The sequence below is a fragment of the Streptomyces sp. NPDC006997 genome, from assembly GCF_040635175.1.
Classification (GTDB): Bacteria; Actinomycetota; Actinomycetes; order Streptomycetales; family Streptomycetaceae; genus Streptomyces.
Window position 1 is genome coordinate 1 of sequence record NZ_JBEYHH010000055.1, and the last position, 17667, is coordinate 17667.

General features: G+C 71.5%; 18 protein-coding genes and 2 pseudogenes. 12 read left to right on the forward strand and 8 right to left on the reverse strand.

What is annotated here, in order from left to right:
* Positions 1-330 precede the first annotated feature (330 nt).
* From ABZ659_RS33160 to ABZ659_RS33170, 3 genes are all read right to left on the reverse strand, one after another.
* Positions 331-702: a molybdenum ABC transporter substrate-binding protein gene (locus ABZ659_RS33160; protein ID WP_360227771.1), complete on the reverse strand. Its 372-nt coding sequence runs from the start codon at positions 700-702 to the stop codon at positions 331-333.
* 119 nt (positions 703-821) lie between these two features.
* On the reverse strand, positions 822-1571 hold the full coding sequence (locus ABZ659_RS33165; RefSeq protein WP_360227774.1) for an adenylate/guanylate cyclase: 750 nt from the start codon (positions 1569-1571) through the stop codon (positions 822-824).
* A gap of 88 nt (positions 1572-1659) precedes the next feature.
* Positions 1660-2376, reverse strand: a complete 717-nt coding sequence (locus tag ABZ659_RS33170) for a hypothetical protein (protein ID WP_360227777.1) — start codon at positions 2374-2376, stop codon at positions 1660-1662.
* Positions 2377-2486: 110 nt separating this feature from the next.
* Here ABZ659_RS33170 and ABZ659_RS33175 point away from each other — a divergent pair, with 110 nt between their 5' ends.
* Positions 2487-3215 (forward strand): Crp/Fnr family transcriptional regulator, encoded by a 729-nt coding sequence (locus ABZ659_RS33175; RefSeq protein WP_360227780.1) that lies wholly within the window; start codon positions 2487-2489, stop codon positions 3213-3215.
* Positions 3216-3599: 384 nt separating this feature from the next.
* On the opposite strand, the gene ABZ659_RS33180 is transcribed toward ABZ659_RS33175, so the two are convergent.
* Entirely contained in the window at positions 3600-4037 is a 438-nt protein-coding gene (locus tag ABZ659_RS33180; RefSeq protein ID WP_360227783.1) for an ALF repeat-containing protein, read from the reverse strand.
* 262 nt (positions 4038-4299) lie between these two features.
* Here ABZ659_RS33180 and ABZ659_RS33185 point away from each other — a divergent pair.
* The 3 genes and pseudogenes from ABZ659_RS33185 to ABZ659_RS33195 all read left to right on the forward strand — a co-directional run.
* Positions 4300-4380, forward strand: a pseudogene (locus ABZ659_RS33185) (ABC transporter ATP-binding protein); the annotation flags it as partial.
* A 393-nt stretch (positions 4381-4773) separates the two neighbouring features.
* Complete coding sequence (locus ABZ659_RS33190) at positions 4774-5058, forward strand: hypothetical protein (RefSeq protein WP_360227786.1); 285 nt, start codon at positions 4774-4776, stop codon at positions 5056-5058.
* Positions 5059-5209: 151 nt separating this feature from the next.
* Entirely contained in the window at positions 5210-6391 is a 1182-nt protein-coding gene (locus tag ABZ659_RS33195; RefSeq protein ID WP_360227789.1) for a response regulator transcription factor, read from the forward strand.
* Positions 6392-6534: 143 nt separating this feature from the next.
* Here ABZ659_RS33195 and ABZ659_RS33200 read toward each other — a convergent pair whose 3' ends face one another.
* Together ABZ659_RS33200 and ABZ659_RS33205 are read right to left on the reverse strand one after the other, a co-directional pair.
* Positions 6535-7911, reverse strand: a complete 1377-nt coding sequence (locus ABZ659_RS33200; RefSeq protein WP_360227792.1) for an anaerobic sulfatase maturase — start codon at positions 7909-7911, stop codon at positions 6535-6537.
* A 280-nt stretch (positions 7912-8191) separates the two neighbouring features.
* On the reverse strand, positions 8192-8602 hold the full coding sequence (locus ABZ659_RS33205) for a hypothetical protein (protein WP_360227795.1): 411 nt from the start codon (positions 8600-8602) through the stop codon (positions 8192-8194).
* Positions 8603-8778: 176 nt separating this feature from the next.
* Between ABZ659_RS33205 and ABZ659_RS33210 the strand changes: the two genes are divergently transcribed.
* From ABZ659_RS33210 to ABZ659_RS33240, 7 genes are all read left to right on the forward strand, one after another.
* The gene (locus tag ABZ659_RS33210; protein WP_360227798.1) at positions 8779-9054 is read left to right on the forward strand and encodes a hypothetical protein; all 276 of its coding nucleotides are present in this window, start codon (positions 8779-8781) and stop codon (positions 9052-9054) included.
* A gap of 131 nt (positions 9055-9185) precedes the next feature.
* Positions 9186-11540, forward strand: a complete 2355-nt coding sequence (locus ABZ659_RS33215) for an arylsulfatase (RefSeq protein ID WP_360227801.1) — start codon at positions 9186-9188, stop codon at positions 11538-11540.
* A 47-nt stretch (positions 11541-11587) separates the two neighbouring features.
* Positions 11588-11959: a carboxymuconolactone decarboxylase family protein gene (locus ABZ659_RS33220; RefSeq protein WP_360227804.1), complete on the forward strand. Its 372-nt coding sequence runs from the start codon at positions 11588-11590 to the stop codon at positions 11957-11959.
* Complete coding sequence (locus tag ABZ659_RS33225) at positions 11956-12363, forward strand: SHOCT domain-containing protein (RefSeq protein WP_360227807.1); 408 nt, start codon at positions 11956-11958, stop codon at positions 12361-12363. The genes ABZ659_RS33220 and ABZ659_RS33225 overlap by 4 nt, the downstream gene beginning before the upstream one ends.
* 80 nt (positions 12364-12443) lie before the next feature.
* Positions 12444-13445 carry a TIGR00341 family protein gene (locus ABZ659_RS33230; protein ID WP_360227810.1) on the forward strand — a complete coding sequence of 334 codons (1002 nt, stop codon included), beginning with the start codon at positions 12444-12446 and terminating at the stop codon, positions 13443-13445.
* 786 nt (positions 13446-14231) lie between these two features.
* Positions 14232-14684, forward strand: coding sequence for a DUF6325 family protein (locus ABZ659_RS33235; RefSeq protein WP_360227813.1), 453 nt, complete (start codon positions 14232-14234; stop codon positions 14682-14684).
* Between the two features lie 29 nt (positions 14685-14713).
* Entirely contained in the window at positions 14714-15001 is a 288-nt protein-coding gene (locus ABZ659_RS33240; protein WP_360227816.1) for an SHOCT domain-containing protein, read from the forward strand.
* Between the two features lie 192 nt (positions 15002-15193).
* Here ABZ659_RS33240 and ABZ659_RS33245 read toward each other — a convergent pair whose 3' ends face one another.
* Complete coding sequence (locus ABZ659_RS33245; RefSeq protein WP_360227819.1) at positions 15194-15898, reverse strand: S1 family peptidase; 705 nt, start codon at positions 15896-15898, stop codon at positions 15194-15196.
* 374 nt (positions 15899-16272) lie between these two features.
* Positions 16273-16518, reverse strand: a pseudogene (locus ABZ659_RS33250) (NAD-binding protein); the annotation flags it as partial.
* Positions 16519-16999: 481 nt separating this feature from the next.
* On the opposite strand from ABZ659_RS33250, the gene ABZ659_RS33255 reads away from it, so the two are divergent.
* Entirely contained in the window at positions 17000-17605 is a 606-nt protein-coding gene (locus ABZ659_RS33255) for a lytic polysaccharide monooxygenase (RefSeq protein WP_360227822.1), read from the forward strand.
* The last annotated feature ends 62 nt before the right edge of the window (positions 17606-17667 follow it).

The window sequence follows — 17667 nt, forward strand, 5'->3', positions numbered from 1 at the left end:
GCAACCCGCTACGACAAGACCGCCGAGTCCTACCAGGCAGCCGTCACCCTCGCCTCGCTCCTGATGTGGGCGTGACATTTGAAGACAACTCCTAGGGGAATCCTCGCCCTTCAGGGCGAGGAGGAAGTCAAGAAGAGACCCAGGTCGGTCGTGCCCACCTTCAGCAGCACGGCCATGACCACGAACAGGGCGGTGCCCGCCCCCATCAGTACCTTGTCGACGCTCAACCGATTCCCCGTTCTCATCCTTGTGGCCCTGGTGGTCCTGAGTGCTTTGGTTGTTCTTGTGGACGTCTCACCGGCCGGTCCGTGACCGGTCATCAACCGGTCATCAAGAGGGGAGCGTCGTACCGGTGCCGAGCGGGTGGCCGCAGAGCGCGGCGATGTCCGCTGTGGCGTCGCTCAGCTCCAGGCCGTTGGTCGAGTCGGAGTCCGAAATGCTCTTCAGCCGCCTCGCGTTGGCGGACAGGTCCTCCGGGCCCTCGTAACGGTCGGCCACGTCCGCCAGGTCACCCGCGGCCGAGAACACCGGGTTGCCGAACACGCGCCCGATCCCCATCCTGTCGCTCAGGGAGTCGTACTGCTCACAGACCTCCTCCTTGGACGTCGGCCCCGTGGCGCACGCGGTGGCGGTCATCGTGAACAGCCCGACGGCCGCCACAGCCACCGCGATACGCCTTCCGGCTCTGGCGTGGTGGGTCATTCCTCGTCTCCGTTCCGTTCCCTGCGGTTTCCTCTTGCCGGTTCCGCCGGTTCCGCCGGTCCCGCCGGTCTGGTGGTTCTTGCCGGGTGCGGGCACTGGGCCCGGCGGGCGCGGGGCCTTCACCGGCCGCCGCGCCACCAGCGGGAGCGCGGCTCGGAGGGCAGGCTCACGTGAGCGTCGCCCGCCGTCACGACCGCGCCGTTCATGTGCACGTTGCGGCCCGCGTTGACGGACACCCCGCCGCGCCTGTCCTCGGCACGCTCCTCGTCCGCCGCGGCCCCCGACTCCCGCGCGATCCGCATCGCGCAGGCGTGGTCCCCGGCCACGTGCAGCCAGGCCCTGGCACGGGTCTCCTTGACCTGGAACGTGACGGCGTGGAACGTCGTGGGCTCCACGCCCGGGAGTCCCGCGCGCACCGCCGAGTCGTGGACCACCTCGGACACCAGGAGCGCGGTGTCGCTCGTGGCCCCGTCCAGCGCCTGCCGCAACGGCTCCCCGTCGCAGAGCCGGAAGACGTGGTTGACCGCGTTCCCGGCGAAGCCGTGGCTGTCGCGGTGCACCGCGCCGGCGTGCACGGCGATCCGCAGCCGCAGCAGGGGGTCGCTGCGCCGCCGGGCACCCAGCGCGTGTTCCAGTCGTGGCAGCACGGCGGTGAACAGGGTCTCCACCGGCAGCACCGGCGGCATGACGACCAGTACACCGTCGCCCCGGTCCTCGTGCGGGCACAGTTCCCACAGTTCGTCGCCGAACGCCGAGCGCAGTTCGGCGTAGAGGTCCTCCCGGCTGCGCAACTGCTCGCGGTCGCTGCGCGAGCTGAATCCCTTGATGTCGGCGAAGAGGAGATGGCACTGCTGGGCGTGGCGGCTCACGGGGATGTCGCTTTCGGTGGCTGGGCGCGCCCGGAGGTCAGGTCACGGGCGGGGCCGAGGGCGTGAACGGGTGAAGGGGCGGCGGGGGCTACGTCGTCGGGATCTGGAACATGCCGCACTTCAGTTCCTGGCTGCGCGCGTCGACCAGCGAGAGGAAGACCCCGGCGCCGCAGAGCTTCAGCAGCCCGTAGTCGGTGGGGTCGAGCTGCCAGCGTCCGCCGGCCCGGACGAGTCGTACCGTGCCCTGCTCGCGGCCCTGCCAGCTCAGCATGACCTGCGCGCCCGTGTCGTTCGTCTCGGGCGCGCCGATCCCGACCTGGTCGACACGGTTCCGGTACGACGCGGCCTTCGTGGCGAACGACGAGGCCATCGTCGTCTCGCAGGCGCTGTCACCGGGCTGTGCCAGCACGCACCAGGACGGGGCGTCCCCGAGGCGCTCGGCGACGCGGATCTGCTCGACCGTGTGGAGCGCGCCGCTGAGGCCCGGCTCGTTCACCACGGACCTGTCGACGCCGGACCCGGAGCCGAGGGAGACCCCGGTCCAGACCGAGCCGGAGAGGACGGCGACCGCCAGGCCGCCCGCCAGCAGGGGGTTGGCGATGGCCCACTGCCTGGCCCTCTGGACGATCGTGATCTTGTCGCCGGCCACGACGTCGCCGACGTGCGCGTCGCCGCCGGCGACGACCGCACCCTGGCGGATGGTGGTGTTGCGTCCCGACTGGATGTTCACCTGGTTCGGTCCGCCGCGCGCGTCCTGTCCCTGGAGCGGGTCCCGGCCTTGCGACGGCCCCTGGTATCCGGGCATCTGTCATACCTGTCTACTCATGTGCCTACAGGTCATATAAGAGCAGCATCAAGTCGATCAAAAAGAGGCAAGTGCCTCGTTGCGGGGCCCTGTTTCGCGACGCTGTGCGGATGACGTACAGGACTTTCTGGGAAACCCTCGACGCCGACGAGCGCAAGGCCATGGAGCGGGTCGGGCGCTCCCAGCGGCTCCCGCTCGAACCCGGTGAGATCCTCTTCCGGCAGAGCGACGCCGCCGACCGGGCCGCCCTGATCATCAGCGGCAGGTGCCGCGTGCTCTGGCACGGGGAGAACGACCGTACGACCTATCTGGCCACCCGCCGGGGCGGTGAACTCGTCGGCGAGATGGGCTTGCTGGACCGCGGCCCACGCAACGCGACCGTCATGGCGCTGACGCAGACCTACGTCCGCTGGTACGGGCGTGAGGCGTTCGAGGGACTGCTCACGGAGCATCCGGGCATCCTGCGGAAGGTGTTCCTGACCGTGTGCACACGGCTCAAGGAGTCCGACCACCACCGGATCGTGATCGCGGGCGCCCCCGCCCGGCTCAGGCTCGGCCGGCTGCTGCTGCGGCTCGCGGAGGCGGAGGGAGTGACTACCCGGCTGGGTACCGAGATCCGGGAGGTGACGCAGGAGGACCTCGGCGACTGGCTGGGCATAGGCCGGGAGGCGGCCGGCCGGAGGGTGAGGGAGCTACAGGCCCGGGGCCTCCTCGACGACTCCCCGGCGAGGTCCCGGATCGTCGTCGTCGACACCGAGGGACTGCGTCGGCACGCGTTCGGCACGGACGCCCGGAAGTCCCTCACGGCCGTCCGGGAGACCTCGCCGGACACGCCGTGACGTGCGGTCGCCGTCCCGCCCGCGGCCACGCCGTGACGACCGGCGGAGCGCCGAGTGGGCACCGGAGGGTGGCCTGGCGGACAGCCGGAGTCCCTGGCGGAAGGGCCTGCGGCCCGGGGGTCCGCCTCCGTCAGAGGCCGATGGGCGCCAGCGCACCCGGGACGTGCGAGGGCAGCGCGGCTCTTCCTGCTTCTGCCGTGGCGGGCCGCGCTGGAGCCGCGCGCCCGTGCCGCCGGCCTTCGCGCGGCCGTAGTCGGCTTGCCCTGTCACCGCCGCAGGACCTGACTGGACGTCAGCAGCCTTGCGTCCGAGAGACCAGCCCGCCCCACGACGACCGGAAGGGCCCGCCAAGGCGCGGGCCGCGTGCCCCCCTTGGGGCAGGCCCTAACCGACCTCGTACTGGCCGACCTCCAGGAAGTGGCGCAGCGCTTCGGGGGAGTTGTCGTCCAGGGCAGCGCTCGCCGCTGCGCGCACGGCATCGCTGATGGTGGGGTCGGCCAGGAGCCGGAAGATGGCTACCCGGTCGTCCTCGGCCTGGGCCAGGCGGTAGCCCGTCTCCAGCCAGGCGCGCATCTCCTGCACGGTGCCGCTGTCGAGGAGCGCGTTCGCCTCGCGGATCACGCGCTTGCCGCTGTCGGGGTCGGCGAGGATGCGGGAGATCTCCACCCGCAGGTCGTCCGCGCTCATCTCGTCGTAGGGCGAACTGGCCGTCGCGGCGGAGACCGCGGAAACGGGGGACGCGGCCAGGGACGGCGTAGCGAACAACAGCGCCGGGGCAAGAGTGCCTGCGGTGACGGCAAGTATCACGCGAGTCGATTTCATGAGGTCAACCACCCTTGTCATCGGCGAGGAACGCGGCGCTGGAATCGTCCTGGGAGGAGACGGACCGACACAGTGCCCTGAGCAGGCAACCTTCGCCGGTCCCGGTTGCCGGTGACGGGCATATCCGCAGCTGAACCGCCGTCCGCGGGGCCGCTGGCGGGCACGGCGACGGTGCGTGGCCCGTGCCTGCGGGACGGGGGCTTTCCCCCGCTGGGGCCGGGCCCCCGAGTGGATCGGCGACACGTACCGCACGCTCTCCGACGGGATCGCGCAGGCCCTGGTCAACCGTCCGGAGCTGCTACTGCTCGACGAACCCACCGCCGAGCTGGACCCGGCCGAGCGGGAACGCCCGCACACCGCCCTCCGGCGCCTGGGCCGCACCTCCGACCGCGGTGCTCTGGCACCCACCTCACGGAGGATGCGGACGCCTGCTGCGACACCGTGGTGGTCCTGTCAGATGGCGAGCCGCCGACCTGGTGGTGCCGCGCAGCCCAGCCAGCCAAGCCCGTTGCCCCGAAGCTACGTTGATTGCGGTGCCTTGTCGGGTGCACCGGCACCCAGCACTCTGATCAGGTAACTCTTCGGCGCGAACCCCGGCCTTCAGGCCGGGGATAGCCGATGCCATCCACCGCAGGTGAGGCAAGGCATATCGACCGGTTCCTGACGTGGCATGACCACCGCGTGCGTGTCGCGACAGCTCGCGATGGTCGCGGTCGCTGTCGGAAGGAGGCCGCCGATGTGCCGAACTCCCAAGCCGAACGGCCCGAACGACAAGGAGGAGAACGGAGCGGGGGCGGAAGGAGAGCCCGCCCCCGGGGCTGAACCGCCGACCGGACGGCGGCACCTACGAGGGAGCACCCCGCGCAGCGATGCCTCGTGGGGGAGGGGACTACGCGTCGCGTTCGGTGTCCTGGACGCGGTCGCCGTCCTGGCGCAGGACGAGGCCCTCGCCGTGGTGGCGAGGGCTCTCCGCGCGGTGGGGGTCCTGATCGTCGACGCCGGACAGCACAGGCGATCATGACCCCCGGGCCCGGCCGTCGCGAGGCGGTCGGGCCGCACACCTCCAGGAAACCGCATACGTGCGGAAGGACCAAGAGGCGCTCACTATCCCGCACCTGACCCACGGCACGAAAATGGTTCCGTGCCCAGGAGCGGAGGAGGGACGGCCACACGTGGACGCTGCCGCGGACCGCTGCCAGGAGTGCGGCAGGCCGCTGCCGGCAGCCCTCAAGGTCGGGCGGCCCCGCCGCTACTGTTCCGCCACCTGCCGCTCGGCTGCCCGCCGGGCACGGCGGCGGGCCGAGAAGGCAGGCGGCACCGGCCCGTCCGCGGGTCTGTGCGCGACGGACGTCGCCGGCCACTCCTGCGGCCGGGCGGCGCGCTTCGCCGTGACACTGAACCGCCGCGAGACCCGGTTGTGCGGCCCGTGCCACGAGGCGGCGATGGACTTCCTGATCAGCCAGGGAGTGACCGCCCGTGACGTCCGGACGGTCCGGCTGACCGGTCCGGACGCCCAGCCCCCCACGCCGTCCGCCGTGCCCGCCCCCGCTACCGCGCATGGCGGCCGACGCCCCCGCGTGCTCCTGATCGAGGACGACGAGGCTTTCGTCGCCATGCTGGAGATGATCCTTACCCGGGGCGGCGGCTATCAGGTCAGCCACGCGACCGACGGAGCCACCGGTCTCCGCGAGGCGTACGCGCAGCGCCCTGAACTGGTGCTGCTCGACATCATGCTGCCGGGCATCGACGGCATCGAGGTGTTGCGCCGCCTGCGCAGCGTCAGCGACGTGCCAGTGATCTTCCTGACCGCCAGGAGTGAGGACCAGGACCTGGTGATCGGGCTGGCCGCGGGTGCCGACGACTACGTCGTCAAGCCGTTCCGCTCCAATGAGCTTCTGGCCCGGATGGCGCGGGTGCTGCGCCGCCATGGCGGCACCGAGGATCAGGAACCCGTCTACGAGGACGGGCTGCTGCGGCTGGACTCCCTCAGTCTGGAGGCCCACGTCCTGGGCAGGCCGCTGGAACTGACCGCCACCGAGTTCCGCCTGCTGAACCTGCTGGTGCGCAACGCGGGCACCGTACAGCCGTTCGGGAACCTGCTGACCACAGCCTGGAACGACCCGGGCGGGCAGGCGACCACCCGGGTCAAGTTCACGATCTCGCGACTGCGGCGCAAGCTCGACGCCACCCCGCTGGGCGGCGACTCAATCGTCTCGGCGCGCGGTATCGGCTACTTCTACCGCCCGCCGTCCACCCGTCAGCCCCCGGCCGCGGCGGAGCCCTCCCGCTCCGGTCACGGCCACGCCGACCGCATCCTCGACCTCCTCAACCAACGCGAGACAACGCCTGAGTGACGAGCTCTGCGGCGGGACGCCGCTGTGCCCGGAAGGGGCGACTGCGCCCTCGGCCCACCCCCGGGTGCGCGTCCCCCTTCACTCCGCTCCCGTGCAGCCGCACCTCGTGACCACGCCGGCACCGAGGCGTTCCCGGAACTCCCCTACAAAGCCGGCTGACGGTCCGCACCCGTCGTGACCGGCCTGCCGTGGCACCGTGCCCACCTGCGTCCCCCGGCGCACGGGCAGGGCGCGTTGTGCGGCCGGTGTGCGTCGGCGTCCGCGTACTGGCGCATGATCAGTGCGGGAGCGCGCCCCTGCCGCAGCAGCCCGGCCATCGTGCGCATGGGGCGGTCGACGTGGTGGAAGAACGCCTTGAAGCCGGCGCACAGGTGGTTGAGTCCCGGCTCGCCGTCCGGGGTGGTGTCGAAGCGGTCCTTGGGACAGCCGCCGTGGCAGGCGAAGCGGACCTCGCAGTCGCGGCAGTACCGGGGCAGGGTGTCGTGCTTGTCCTGGCCGAACTTCCGCTGCCGGGGTGAGTCGACCAGCTCCAGCATGTGCCGGTCACCGATGTTGCCGAGCAGGTGGTCCGGCTCGACGAAGTGGTCGCAGGAGTACAGGTCACCGTTGTGCTCCAGGGCGAGAGCGCTGCCGCAGGTCCTGGAGTGCACGCACAGCGACGGCGGCTCCCCGTACCAGTTGGCCAGTGCCACGTCGAACATCTGGACGTAGACCCGGCCGACATCGTGGCGTACCCAGTCCTCGAAGACGTCGATGAGGAACCGGCCGTACTGCTGTCCGGTCACCGACCGGTCGGTCACACGGTCGCCCGCCTGCCGGTACAGGGGCCGGTCCTTGGCGCGGGCGCCCCAGCCGTCGTTGGCCAGCGGCAGCTCGCGCGCGGTGGCGCGTTCCACGATCGGGATGAACTGCACGTGCTCGGCGCCGCACGCGTCGCGCAGGAAGGCGTAGACCTCCCGGCCGGACGCGGCGTTGGCGTCGTGCAGCGTGGTCAGCGCGTTCCACCGCACCCCGTGTTCGCGCAGATGGCGCAGGCCGCGCATGACGCGGTCGAAGGTGGGCTTGCCGCCCTTGTCGACCCGGTAGGCGTCGTGCAGTTCACGGGGGCCGTCGACGGAGAGCCCGACCAGGAAGTCGTTGTCCCGGAAGAAGCGCGCCCATGCGGCGTCGAGGAGCGTGCCGTTGGTCTGGACGGTGTTGACGATCCGCTGGCCGCGGCGGGCGTAGCGCCGCTCGTACTCCAGGGACCGGCGGAAGAAGTCGAGACCCATCAGCGTCGGTTCACCTCCCTGCCAGGCCACCGTGACCTCGGGCGCGGGGCCGTGCGCCTCGATCAGCTGACGGATGTACGCCTGCAGCAGTTCGTCCGCCATACGGAACCGGCTGCCCTCGTACAGCAGTTCCTTGGACAGGAAGAAGCAGTACGTGCAGTCCAGGTTGCAGACCGCCCCGGCCGGCTTGGCCAGCAGATGGAACGGGCGGTGCCGGACGGTCGGATCGGGGAGCTCTACGGTGTTCATCGGCCCAGGATGGAAGGGCGGCCCGCCGGGCGCGTCACCTGGCGGGGGTGACGCGCGGGAGTTCCCTCGTCCGCCGCCGGAGGTGGCCGCGGGGCGGGCGCGGCACCCGGGTCAGGACCGTGGCGGGCCGTCGGCAGGTGGCCGGCCCTCTTCCGCGCGGCACCCGTCGGCCGGTCACGGCCGCCCGGTGCAGCGCAGCGCCCAGGCGGTGCACGCCGGGTACGGCGGGCAGGGCCACGGGTCCCCCGGCTGTCCTTGTCGCTGGAGGCGCCCGTGCCGGTCAGTCCTGCGGCCGCACGACGCACAGTGCCCAGATGACGAAGGCGTACAGCGCGATCAGGATCAGCGACCACACGGGGTAGTAGGGGATCGACAGGAAGTTGGCGATGATCAGGAGTCCCGCGATCCCGACCCCGACGACGCGGGCCCACGTGGCCCGGGAGAAGAGGCCGAGGCTCACGCTCATGGCGATCACGCCGAGGACCAGCTGGATCCAGCCCCAGCTGGTCAGGTCGAACTGGAAGATGTAGTTCGGGGTGGACACGTAGACGTCGTCGTCGGCGATCGCCATGATGCCCCGGAAGAGGTCCAGGATGCCGGCGATGAACAGCAGGACGGCGGCGAACACCGTCAGTCCGCCGGCGGCCGCTTGGCTGGTGTCCGAGCGGCGACGGGTGGTGATCGTGGTCATGGGCGACTCCTCACTTCGTCCGTGAGAGACAGCGCAAGCCGCTGTGTCTCCGACCGTGCGACATGCCGCCTGCGGGGTGATCACCCGCTACGGGTGAGGTTCGCGCGGCGGATCGCTGGTGCCCTGAGAGGCCCGAGGACGAAGGGGCTCGCCGATGGGCGGTGAGACCTGGGCCGGTGGCGGGTGTCACCGCCGCGTACGCGCCGGGCTCCCGTCGGCTGGCGTCGGCACCGGTGTCGTCGGCGATGGTGTCCGTGGGCTGCGGAGTGCTCCTGGGCCCGCCGTGCTCGGCGTCGTCGATCTGGAGCACAACGCCGGGCGGGACCTCACCCTGCTCGGCCGCCGCCCTCGCCGACCGGTACGGCCCCTGGCACGAGGAGGCCGCGACCACGGGACGGGAGCCGCGGCGGCGCCCGCTCCCGCGGCGGGCCGTCGGCGACGCCTCACCGTGACGTCGCCACCCACCGGTGCGAGCCGGCGTGCCGTGCCGGGCCTCACCCCCGACGGGTGAGGCAGGAGAAGCCTTGAGTGGCCACGGTGGAAGGGCAGCCGGTCAGGACCCGGGGCAGCGAGGAGAACCGTCATGGCCAAGCCCTTCAAGGGGAAGATCGCCCTCGACGTCCGTGACTCACAGCCCGACTGGGCCCCGTTCCTCGCGCCCAGGGCGCCCGAGGACAGCCCGAACGTGCTGGTGATCGCGTGGGACGACGTCGGCTACGGGACGATGGACTGCTTCGGCGGCCCGGTGCAGACGCCGACGATGTCGCGGATCGCCGACAGGGGAGTGCGCTACGCGAACTTCCACACGACGGCACTGTGCTCCCCGACCAGGGCCTCGCTGATGACCGGCCGGAACGCGACGTCGAACGGGATGGCCACGATCGCCGAGTTCAGCTCCGGCTTCCCCGGGATCTCCACTCACATTCCGTTCGAGAACGGGTTCATCTCGGAGGTCCTGGGCGAGCGCGGCTACAACACGTACTGCGTCGGCAAGTGGCACCTCACCCCCGGTGAGGAGACCAACATGGCCGCGTACAAGGGCCGCTGGCCCCTGGGGCGCGGCTTCGAGCGGTTCTACGGCTTCCTCGGCGGCGAGTCGAGCTGCTGGTACCCGGACCTGATCCACGACAACCACCCCGTCGACCCGCCGGCCACGCCCGAAGAGGGCTACCACATCGCCAAGGACTTCTCCGACAAGGCCATCGAGTTCGTCCGCGACGCCAAGGCCGTCGATCCCGGCAAGCCGTTCTTCATGTATCTCTCCCTGGACGCGGCCCACGCCCCGCACCACGTGTTCAAGGAGTGGGCCGACCGGTACAAAGGCGTCTTCGACGAGGGCTACGAAGCGATCCGCCCGGGAATCCTGAGCCGTCAGAAAGAACTCGGCCTGCTGCCCGAGAACACCGAGCTCTCCCCGATCAACCCGCACGGCGAGCCCGCGGTGAGCGGGCCGGACGGCCAGCCGTGGCCGTTGCTGGACACCGTGCGGCCGTGGGACGACCTCAGCGCCGACGAGCGGCGGCTGTTCGTCCGGATGGCCGAGGTCTTCGCCGGATACGTCTCGTACAGTGACGACCAGCTCGGCCGGGTGCTCGACTTCCTCGAATCGGCCGGCGAACTCGACAACACGATCATCGTGGCCGTCTCCGACAACGGGGCCAGCGGTGAGGGCGGACCGGACGGAACGTTCAACGAGTGGCGGTTCTTCAACGGCATGTCCACACCGACCGCGCTCTCCCTTGAACACATCGACGAACTCGGCGGCCCGACCTCGTACAACCACTACAACACGGGGTGGGCCTGGGCGTTCGACACGCCGTTCCCCTACTGGAAGCGCTGGGCCGGCTACGAGGGCGGCGTGGCCGACCTGTGCCTGGTCGCCTGGCCCGCGGGGATCGAGGCCCAGGGCGAGGTGCGCCAGCAGTACGTCCACGCGGTGGACATCGCGCCCACACTCTACGACCTGCTCGGCATCGAGCCGCCCGAGGTGGTCAAGGGCCATCCGCAGAACCCGATCGAGGGCGAGAGCTTCAAGGCCTCGCTCACCGACCCCGGGGCCCCGGGACGCCAGACGCAGTTCTACACGATGCTGGGGCAGCGGTCCCTCTACCACGAGGGGTGGCTGGCCTGCACGGTCCACCCGCCGCTGAGCGGCTGGGGCGGCTACACGCACGACGTGTGGGAGCTCTACGACCTCGCCAACGACCGCGCGCAGTCGACGGACCTGGCCGCGCGGGAACCCGCCCGGCTGGAGACCCTCAAGAGCCTCTGGTACTACTACGCGGGCCTTTACAACGGGCTGCCGCTGGACGACCGCAGCGCTCTGGAACAGGTACTGGCGGAGCGCCCGCACGGCAGCCCTGAGCGGGACCGCTACGTGTACTACCCCGACTCCGCGTCGGTGCCCGAGCAGTCCGGCGTGGTGACCAACGGCCGGTCCTACACCATCGCCGCCGGGGTCGACGTCGACTCCGCCGACGCCGAGGGCGTTCTCTACGCCCACGGCGGTGTGACCGGCGGCCACAGCCTCTACGTCAGAGACCACCGCCTGCACTACGCGTACAACTGGGTCGGCAGCAACCTCCAGGTCGTGGACGCCGACCGGGAGATCCCGCCGGGCAGGCACGTGCTCACGGCCGAGTTCGCGGCGAGCGGCCGCAGCACGGACCCCGCAGTGCCGGGCGCCACGGGCACGCTCACCCTCTACGTCGACGAACAGGCGGTGGGCCGCGACGACATCGTCACCCAGCCCGGCTCGTTCTGCCTCGTCGGCGACGGGATCTGCGTGGGCCGCGACGACGCCTCACCGGTCACACCCGACTACGAGGGACCGTTCCCCTTCACCGGGGGCACGATCGACAAGGTCGTCGTCGACGTCTCCGGCGAACGCTATGTCGATCACGAGGCGCAGGTACGCGGCTGGTTCATGACCGACTGAGCGGTGGGACAGCGGCGGACGGCGAGCCGACGGGAAGGAGCCGACGGATGACCAGGGAAACCACCAGGGCGGCGGAGGGCGCCGACGCCCCGGGCGAGGCGGACGCGCCGGTCTTCGACACCCTCGTCCAGATGACGCTCAACGCGTTCGAACGATCCGGCCTGGACCCGCAGACGTACCTGCTGACCCGCATCGCGGCGCTGGTGGCCATGAGCGCGTCACCCGCCTCGTACCTGCTCAACGTCGGCGCCGCCGACCAGATCGGCGTGCCCGTGGAAGAGATCCGGGGCACCCTCGTGGCCATCGCCCCCGTCGTCGGCAGCGCCCGCGTGGTGACCGCCGCCCGCGGCATCGAGGACGCCTTCGGGCTGTCCCTGCTGCCCGGCGGCGAAGGTGAGGAAGAAGGAGCGGCGACATGAACCTGGCCTACGACTACCCGGTCCTCGGAGCGTTCTGGACGGTCATGTGGATCTTCCTGTGGGTCCTGTGGATCGTCCTGCTCTTCCGGATCATCGGCGACGTCTTCCGGGACGACACGCTCGGCGGCGCGGGCAAGACCGGATGGCTCGTCTTCGTGGTCCTCCTGCCCTTCCTCGGAGCGTTCGTCTACGTCCTCGCCCGCGGCAAAGGCATGGGTGACCGTGAGCTACGGCATACCCAGGCCCGGCAGCAGGCGTTCGACGACTACATCCGCGAGACGGCAGGCAGCGGCGCGGCGCCCGGGAACGCGGCGGACCAACTCGCCACACTCGCCGAGGTCCGCTCCCGGGGCGACATCACCGACGCCGAGTTCCAGCGGGCCAAGGAGAAGATCCTGCACTGAGCCCCAGGGCGGGGACGGCAGCCGTACCGCAGCCCGTGTCCTGCCCGTCCCGACCGCGCTGGCCGTGGTTGTTTGGACGCATGATCAGCAAGGTTCGCGCCCATGTCCTGCCGGTCTCCCAGCGCCGCTCGCTCGACGAACTGACCCAGGACCTGATCCTGTCCTGCGGGGACACGGCGTCCAAGCGTTCGGCCTTCTGGACGATGCTGACGCTGTCGTCGGTCATCGCGGCCGGCGGGGTGCTCACGGACTCGACGGCGACCGTGATCGGCGCCATGATCATCGCACCGCTGTCCACGCCGATCATGGGCATCGCCCTCGGGTCGGTGCAGCGCCACCGCACCGGATCGGCCCTCGTCGTCCTCCTCGCGTGCCTGCTGGTGATCGCCGTCGGGATGGTCATGTCGGTGGTTCTGCCCAGCGACTACGACCTGCTGTCCAACAGTCAGATCTCCTCGCGGACGTCGCCGGGCCTGATGGACCTGGTCGCCGCCCTGGCGACCGGCCTGGCCGGCGCGGTGGCGCTGGCGCGTCGCGACGTCGCCGCCGTGCTGCCCGGGGTCGCGATCGCCATCTCCCTCGTCCCGCCCCTGGTGGTGGCGGGGGTGTGCCTGGGGAAGCTGTCGGGGTGGCTGGCGCTGGGCGCGCTGGCGCTGTTCGTGTCGAACCTCTTCGCCCTGGTCTTCGCCGGCATGGTGGTCTTCGCCTCGCTGGGTTACGGCACGGAGGCCGACAAGGCAGCCGGGCGCCCCGCCCGCAGGGCGTATGCCGCCATGGCCCTGCTGTTCGTCGTCGTGCTCGTCCCGCTGACGGCCAACACCGTGGCCACCCTGTTGCTCAACGTGTGGACCGGCCGGACCAAGGACGTGGCGCAGCAATGGCTCGCCGACGAGCCGGGCGCGTCCGTCACGCGTGTCGACGCGCGTTCCCGGACGCTGTACGTCCACGTCCGCACCCCCGGAGCGCTCCCGCCGGTGCGGTCCCTGCTCGACCGGCTCGAAGGCCGGATCCCGGACGGCATCCCCGTCGTGGTGGACGCCTCGCGTGGCCGGCGCATCGACGCCGGGAAGGTCGGCGGCTGAGCACCGTAACCGCGTCTCGCCCCCGGCAGCCTCCGCACCAGGGCCCTGGCTTCCCGGAGCGGCGGGCCGGGCCTCAGCCGAGCGGCCGCACGAGACGGCCGGAGGCAGGCGCCCGCGTGGGGCGGGCCCGGCCCGCCGGGTGGGCCCCGCGGTCGGCGTTCACCCAGACCGTCCCGCGAGCACCGCTGGTGACCACCCGCCGCGGCCGGTTCTCGACCGGGCCGTCCAGATCACCCGGCGGGCCCGGTCACCGCGGCGGGACCCCTGCCGCGCAGCCCCTCCGTCACCTCCCTGACCAGCGCGTCCACGGCGATCCGTGCCCGTACGGCGGCGGTGCCCTGAGGGGTGGCCGCTCCCTGCGCGTCGGCACCGCTCGCCAGCGGCCCGGCGGTGCCGACGGAGCGGGTCCGTGTCCTGCACGACGCTGCTCGCCCGGACCGTGACGACGGGCAGCGGCGGCAGCAGCGCGGCGAGGAGGACCAGCGGGACCGGGCCGACCGAGGAAACGGGGTGATGCCGCGGCCGTCCGGGGCGCCGTCCGCGCTTCCCGACGCCGTTCACCGGCTGCCCCACCTCGTCCGGCTCGCCGCGCTCACGGGCCGGGAACTCCTCGCCACGCCGTCGCTCGTGAGCACCAGCGGATCCGCGCGCGTCACCCCGCGTGAGCTGGGCGAACCCCGGCTGGTGACCGGAGCATCGAGGTGCGGCGGACGGGGCCCGATGATGCAATGGGAGGAAGTGAGGGGGCATTGCAGGCGGAAAGCCACGAGCACCAGAGGTGACGCCGTGAGCGAGGCATTCGAAGAAGCGGGCGAAGTGGGTCCGGTCGACTACCTGGTCGTCGAGTTCCCCGGTAACCGGATGACCGGCGAGGGCTTCCCCCTCCTCGTCGACCTGGTGGACCGAGGCCTCATCCGGATCCTGGACCTGATGTTCGTCAGGAAGGACGACGACGGATCCGTGACCGGTATGGAGATCGCCGACCTCACCGGCGACGGCGCACTCGACCTGGCCGTCTTCGAGGGCGTGTCGTCAGGACTCCTGGGCCAGGACGACATCGAGGAGGCGGCCACCGCGCTGGAACCCGGCAGTTCCGCCGGCATCCTCGTCTACGAGAACCTGTGGGCCGCGCCCTTCGCCGCCGCCCTGCGCCGCGGCGGCGCCCGGATGGTCGCCTCCGGGCGGATCCCGGTGCCCGCCCTCGTCGCCGCCCTCGACGCGACCGAGGCCGCTCGCTAGGCAGCTCACCGAGGCAGGAGGGACACGCCATGCCAGGACTCATCCGCGGGGTCGCGCGCACGGCCGTCGTCGCCGGAACGGCGACCGCCGTGTCGAACCGTGTGACACGCCGACAGCAGGGACGCTGGGCGGCGCAGCAGGGCTACGAGGCACCCCCGGCGCGACCGGCGTACCAGGCCGAACCGCCCGCTGCTGCGGCGGCCCCCGACATGACCAGCAAGATCGACCAGTTGAAGCAACTCGGCGAACTCAAGAGTCAGGGCGTGCTCACCGAGGCCGAGTTCGAAGAGCAGAAGCGCACGATCCTCGGAGCATGAACCGAACCGGGGTCTGTGGAGCGGGCGGGTCAGCCCGGTCGGCCGTGCGGTGACGGTGTCGGGGTTACGGGGCCGGCGCGGCTGGAGATGAGCGGCGCGTGACGGGTGCGGCTGGCCGCCGTGGCGTTTGCCGGGCGCCCGCCGGCGATCGCGCCGCAGGGGAGCTTCGCGTGCCCGGTCGGCTCGGCTGGCTCAGTAGACGCTCAGACCGTACGCCGCCAGCCACTCGACCACCGGCTGGTAGTAGGTGCCCCCTCCCGAGCTGCAGTTCCCGCTGCCGCCGACGATGATGCCGAGAGCCGTGCCGCCCGAGAAGGCCGGGCCGCCGTCGTCTCCGGGCTCTGAGCAGACGTTCGACCGGAACAGCCCGTAGACGATCCCTCCGCCGTAGTTGACGGTGACGTTCACGGCCTGGACGACCCCGCAGTGGTATCCGGTGGTCCGCCCGACGTGGCAGACGGACTGCCCGACGGCGGGGTTCGCCGCGCCGGTGATGTCGCGGGTACCGGCGCCCAGCGTGACCTCGCCCGGGTAGGCGACCGCCGTGTTGGTGTACCGGACGCTCGCGTAGTCGTCGCCCGGGAAGCTCACGCCCGCGGTGACGCCGACGACGATGGTCAGGGCGGGGTCGGCGTACCAGGTCTGGGCGCCCTGGGCGCACCGGCCCGAGACGAGCGCGTACAGCGTGGAGCCGGAGCGGGCGTTGAAGCCCACGGTGCAGCGGGTGCTGGTGCTGTAGAGGGTGTCGCCCCCGCGCACCGCGACGGCCGCCTGCTGCCCCGCTCGCTGGTCGGCATGGGCGGCCGGTCCGGCGGCGGACCAGCCCAGGAGCAGCGCCAGTACGGCGACGGCCCGCAGGACGGTTCGGAGGGGTCTGACGGAACGCACGGGACTCACACTGACCTCCTACGTCATGTACCTGCCATTGTGGGTGGGTCCGGCCCGGATGGTCAGGCCGAAAGCCGCCAACCCCACGGCGCGTGGGCGAGGCCGCCGACCGCCCCACCGACAGCCAGGCACGCACTCGCTGCCGCCACCACCGGAGGCCACCCCGCCCGACCGGGACGAAAGGGGCACCGCACGAGCCGCACGACCCCGCCCCACGCCAACGAGGCGCGGTGCGCGGCCGCAGGCCGACACCCGTGGGACGGTCCCCGGCCAGCCGCAGACGTGAACGCCCCGACGGCACGCGGGAGTTGCGCACCCCATCACGTCGGGGCCACCGCCGGGAACGGCACGCGACGCGACGCGGACGACAGGAGGAACGCGCGTCAACCGCCCGCACGGGTCTCCAGAGCCCGCAGGACGGCCACCATGTCCTCGTGACCGTGCCCCCGCGCCACCGTCTCGCCGAAGAGGGTGTGGCAGACGTCCAGGAGCGGGGAGGCGACGCCCGCCGTGCGGGCGGCCTCGGCGATCAGCCGGTTGTTCTTCAGGACGTCCGCGGCGGCCGCCTGGACGGCGAAGTCACGGGACGGCAGCCTGGGCGACTTCATCCGGGAGACGGCACTGGCCATCAGCGCGATACCGGCGGGGGGACGCCGGGGCCATCACAACAGCACCGGCCCCGGGGGCCGTTCCCTTGCGGACCGCCAGGTCCACGACCAGCCGGGCACCGGGCCGTCCGCTCCGCCGCCGAACCTGCTGCGCCTTGCTGACCCCGGCTTGCGCGAGCGGCCGGAGGCGCTGCCCGACTCGGCGGCGCTTGACCGGCGTCAGCGCCGACGGCCAGGCGGCACCGGCGGCGGCAGCACGACCGTCCTGCGCACCACACCGCCCAGTTCCACCGTTGCCGTGCGGTGAGCGCCCCTCCCGGCCTCGCCCACCCTTTGCAGCCAACCCTGTTTTCCTCATTGACATTTCACTCAGGAGACCTACCTTTGGGAGCGCTCCCATAACGGCTACGCCCTTGGAAGGAGTTCCCCCCACATGCCCAACCTGAGTCCCTTAACCGGGCCTTCGCGATCGTCTCTCCGCCGGCCTCTCCAGGTGCTCGTCATGCTGTTCGCCGTGGTGGTCGGCGCACTGACCTGGTCAGCCCCCGCCCAGGCTCACGGCACCGTCGTCGGCCCCGCCACCCGCGCGTACCAGTGCTGGAAGACGTGGGGCAGCAACCACATGGACCCGGCCATGCAGACCCAGGACCCCATGTGCTGGCAGGCCTTCCAGGCCAACCCCGACACCATGTGGAACTGGATGAGCGCGCTCCGCGACGGCCTCGGCGGCCAGTTCCAGGCGCGGACCCCCGACGGGACGCTCTGCAGCAACAACCTCTCCAGGAACGCCAGCCTCGACAAGCCCGGGCCGTGGAAGACCACCACCATCGGCAGCAACTTCTCGGTCCACCTGTACGACCAGGCGTACCACGGCGCCGACTACTTCAAGGTCTACGTGAGCAAGCAGGGCTTCGACCCCAAGACCCAGACCCTGGGCTGGGGCAACCTCGACTTCATCACGCAGACCGGCCGCTTCGCCCCGGCGCAGGACATCACGTTCCCCGTCCAGACCTCCGGCTACACCGGACACCACATCGTGTTCGTGATCTGGCAGGCCTCGCACCTCGACCAGGCCTACATGTGGTGCAGCGACGTGAACTTCGCCTGAGCCGGGGAGTGCCGCACACGGCACCGGCCCCTGCCGGGCGCCGGTAGCCCGCCGCCCGGCCG

Excerpts from the sequence above, each read along its gene's own strand:
- ABZ659_RS33160 (WP_360227771.1), bottom strand. The coding sequence starts at position 702 with ATGACCCACCACGCCAGAGCCGGAAGGCGTATCGCGGTGGCTGTGGCG.
- ABZ659_RS33170 (WP_360227777.1), bottom strand. The coding sequence starts at position 2,376 with ATGCCCGGATACCAGGGGCCGTCGCAAGGCCGGGACCCGCTCCAGGGA.
- ABZ659_RS33175 (WP_360227780.1), top strand. The coding sequence starts at position 2,487 with ATGACGTACAGGACTTTCTGGGAAACCCTCGACGCCGACGAGCGCAAG.
- ABZ659_RS33180 (WP_360227783.1), bottom strand. The coding sequence starts at position 4,037 with ATGAAATCGACTCGCGTGATACTTGCCGTCACCGCAGGCACTCTTGCC.
- ABZ659_RS33190 (WP_360227786.1), top strand. The coding sequence starts at position 4,774 with ATGTGCCGAACTCCCAAGCCGAACGGCCCGAACGACAAGGAGGAGAAC.
- ABZ659_RS33200 (WP_360227792.1), bottom strand. The coding sequence starts at position 7,911 with ATGAACACCGTAGAGCTCCCCGATCCGACCGTCCGGCACCGCCCGTTC.
- ABZ659_RS33205 (WP_360227795.1), bottom strand. The coding sequence starts at position 8,602 with ATGACCACGATCACCACCCGTCGCCGCTCGGACACCAGCCAAGCGGCC.
- ABZ659_RS33215 (WP_360227801.1), top strand. The coding sequence starts at position 9,186 with ATGGCCAAGCCCTTCAAGGGGAAGATCGCCCTCGACGTCCGTGACTCA.
- ABZ659_RS33220 (WP_360227804.1), top strand. The coding sequence starts at position 11,588 with ATGACCAGGGAAACCACCAGGGCGGCGGAGGGCGCCGACGCCCCGGGC.
- ABZ659_RS33225 (WP_360227807.1), top strand. The coding sequence starts at position 11,956 with ATGAACCTGGCCTACGACTACCCGGTCCTCGGAGCGTTCTGGACGGTC.
- ABZ659_RS33230 (WP_360227810.1), top strand. The coding sequence starts at position 12,444 with ATGATCAGCAAGGTTCGCGCCCATGTCCTGCCGGTCTCCCAGCGCCGC.
- ABZ659_RS33240 (WP_360227816.1), top strand. The coding sequence starts at position 14,714 with ATGCCAGGACTCATCCGCGGGGTCGCGCGCACGGCCGTCGTCGCCGGA.
- ABZ659_RS33255 (WP_360227822.1), top strand. The coding sequence starts at position 17,000 with ATGCTGTTCGCCGTGGTGGTCGGCGCACTGACCTGGTCAGCCCCCGCC.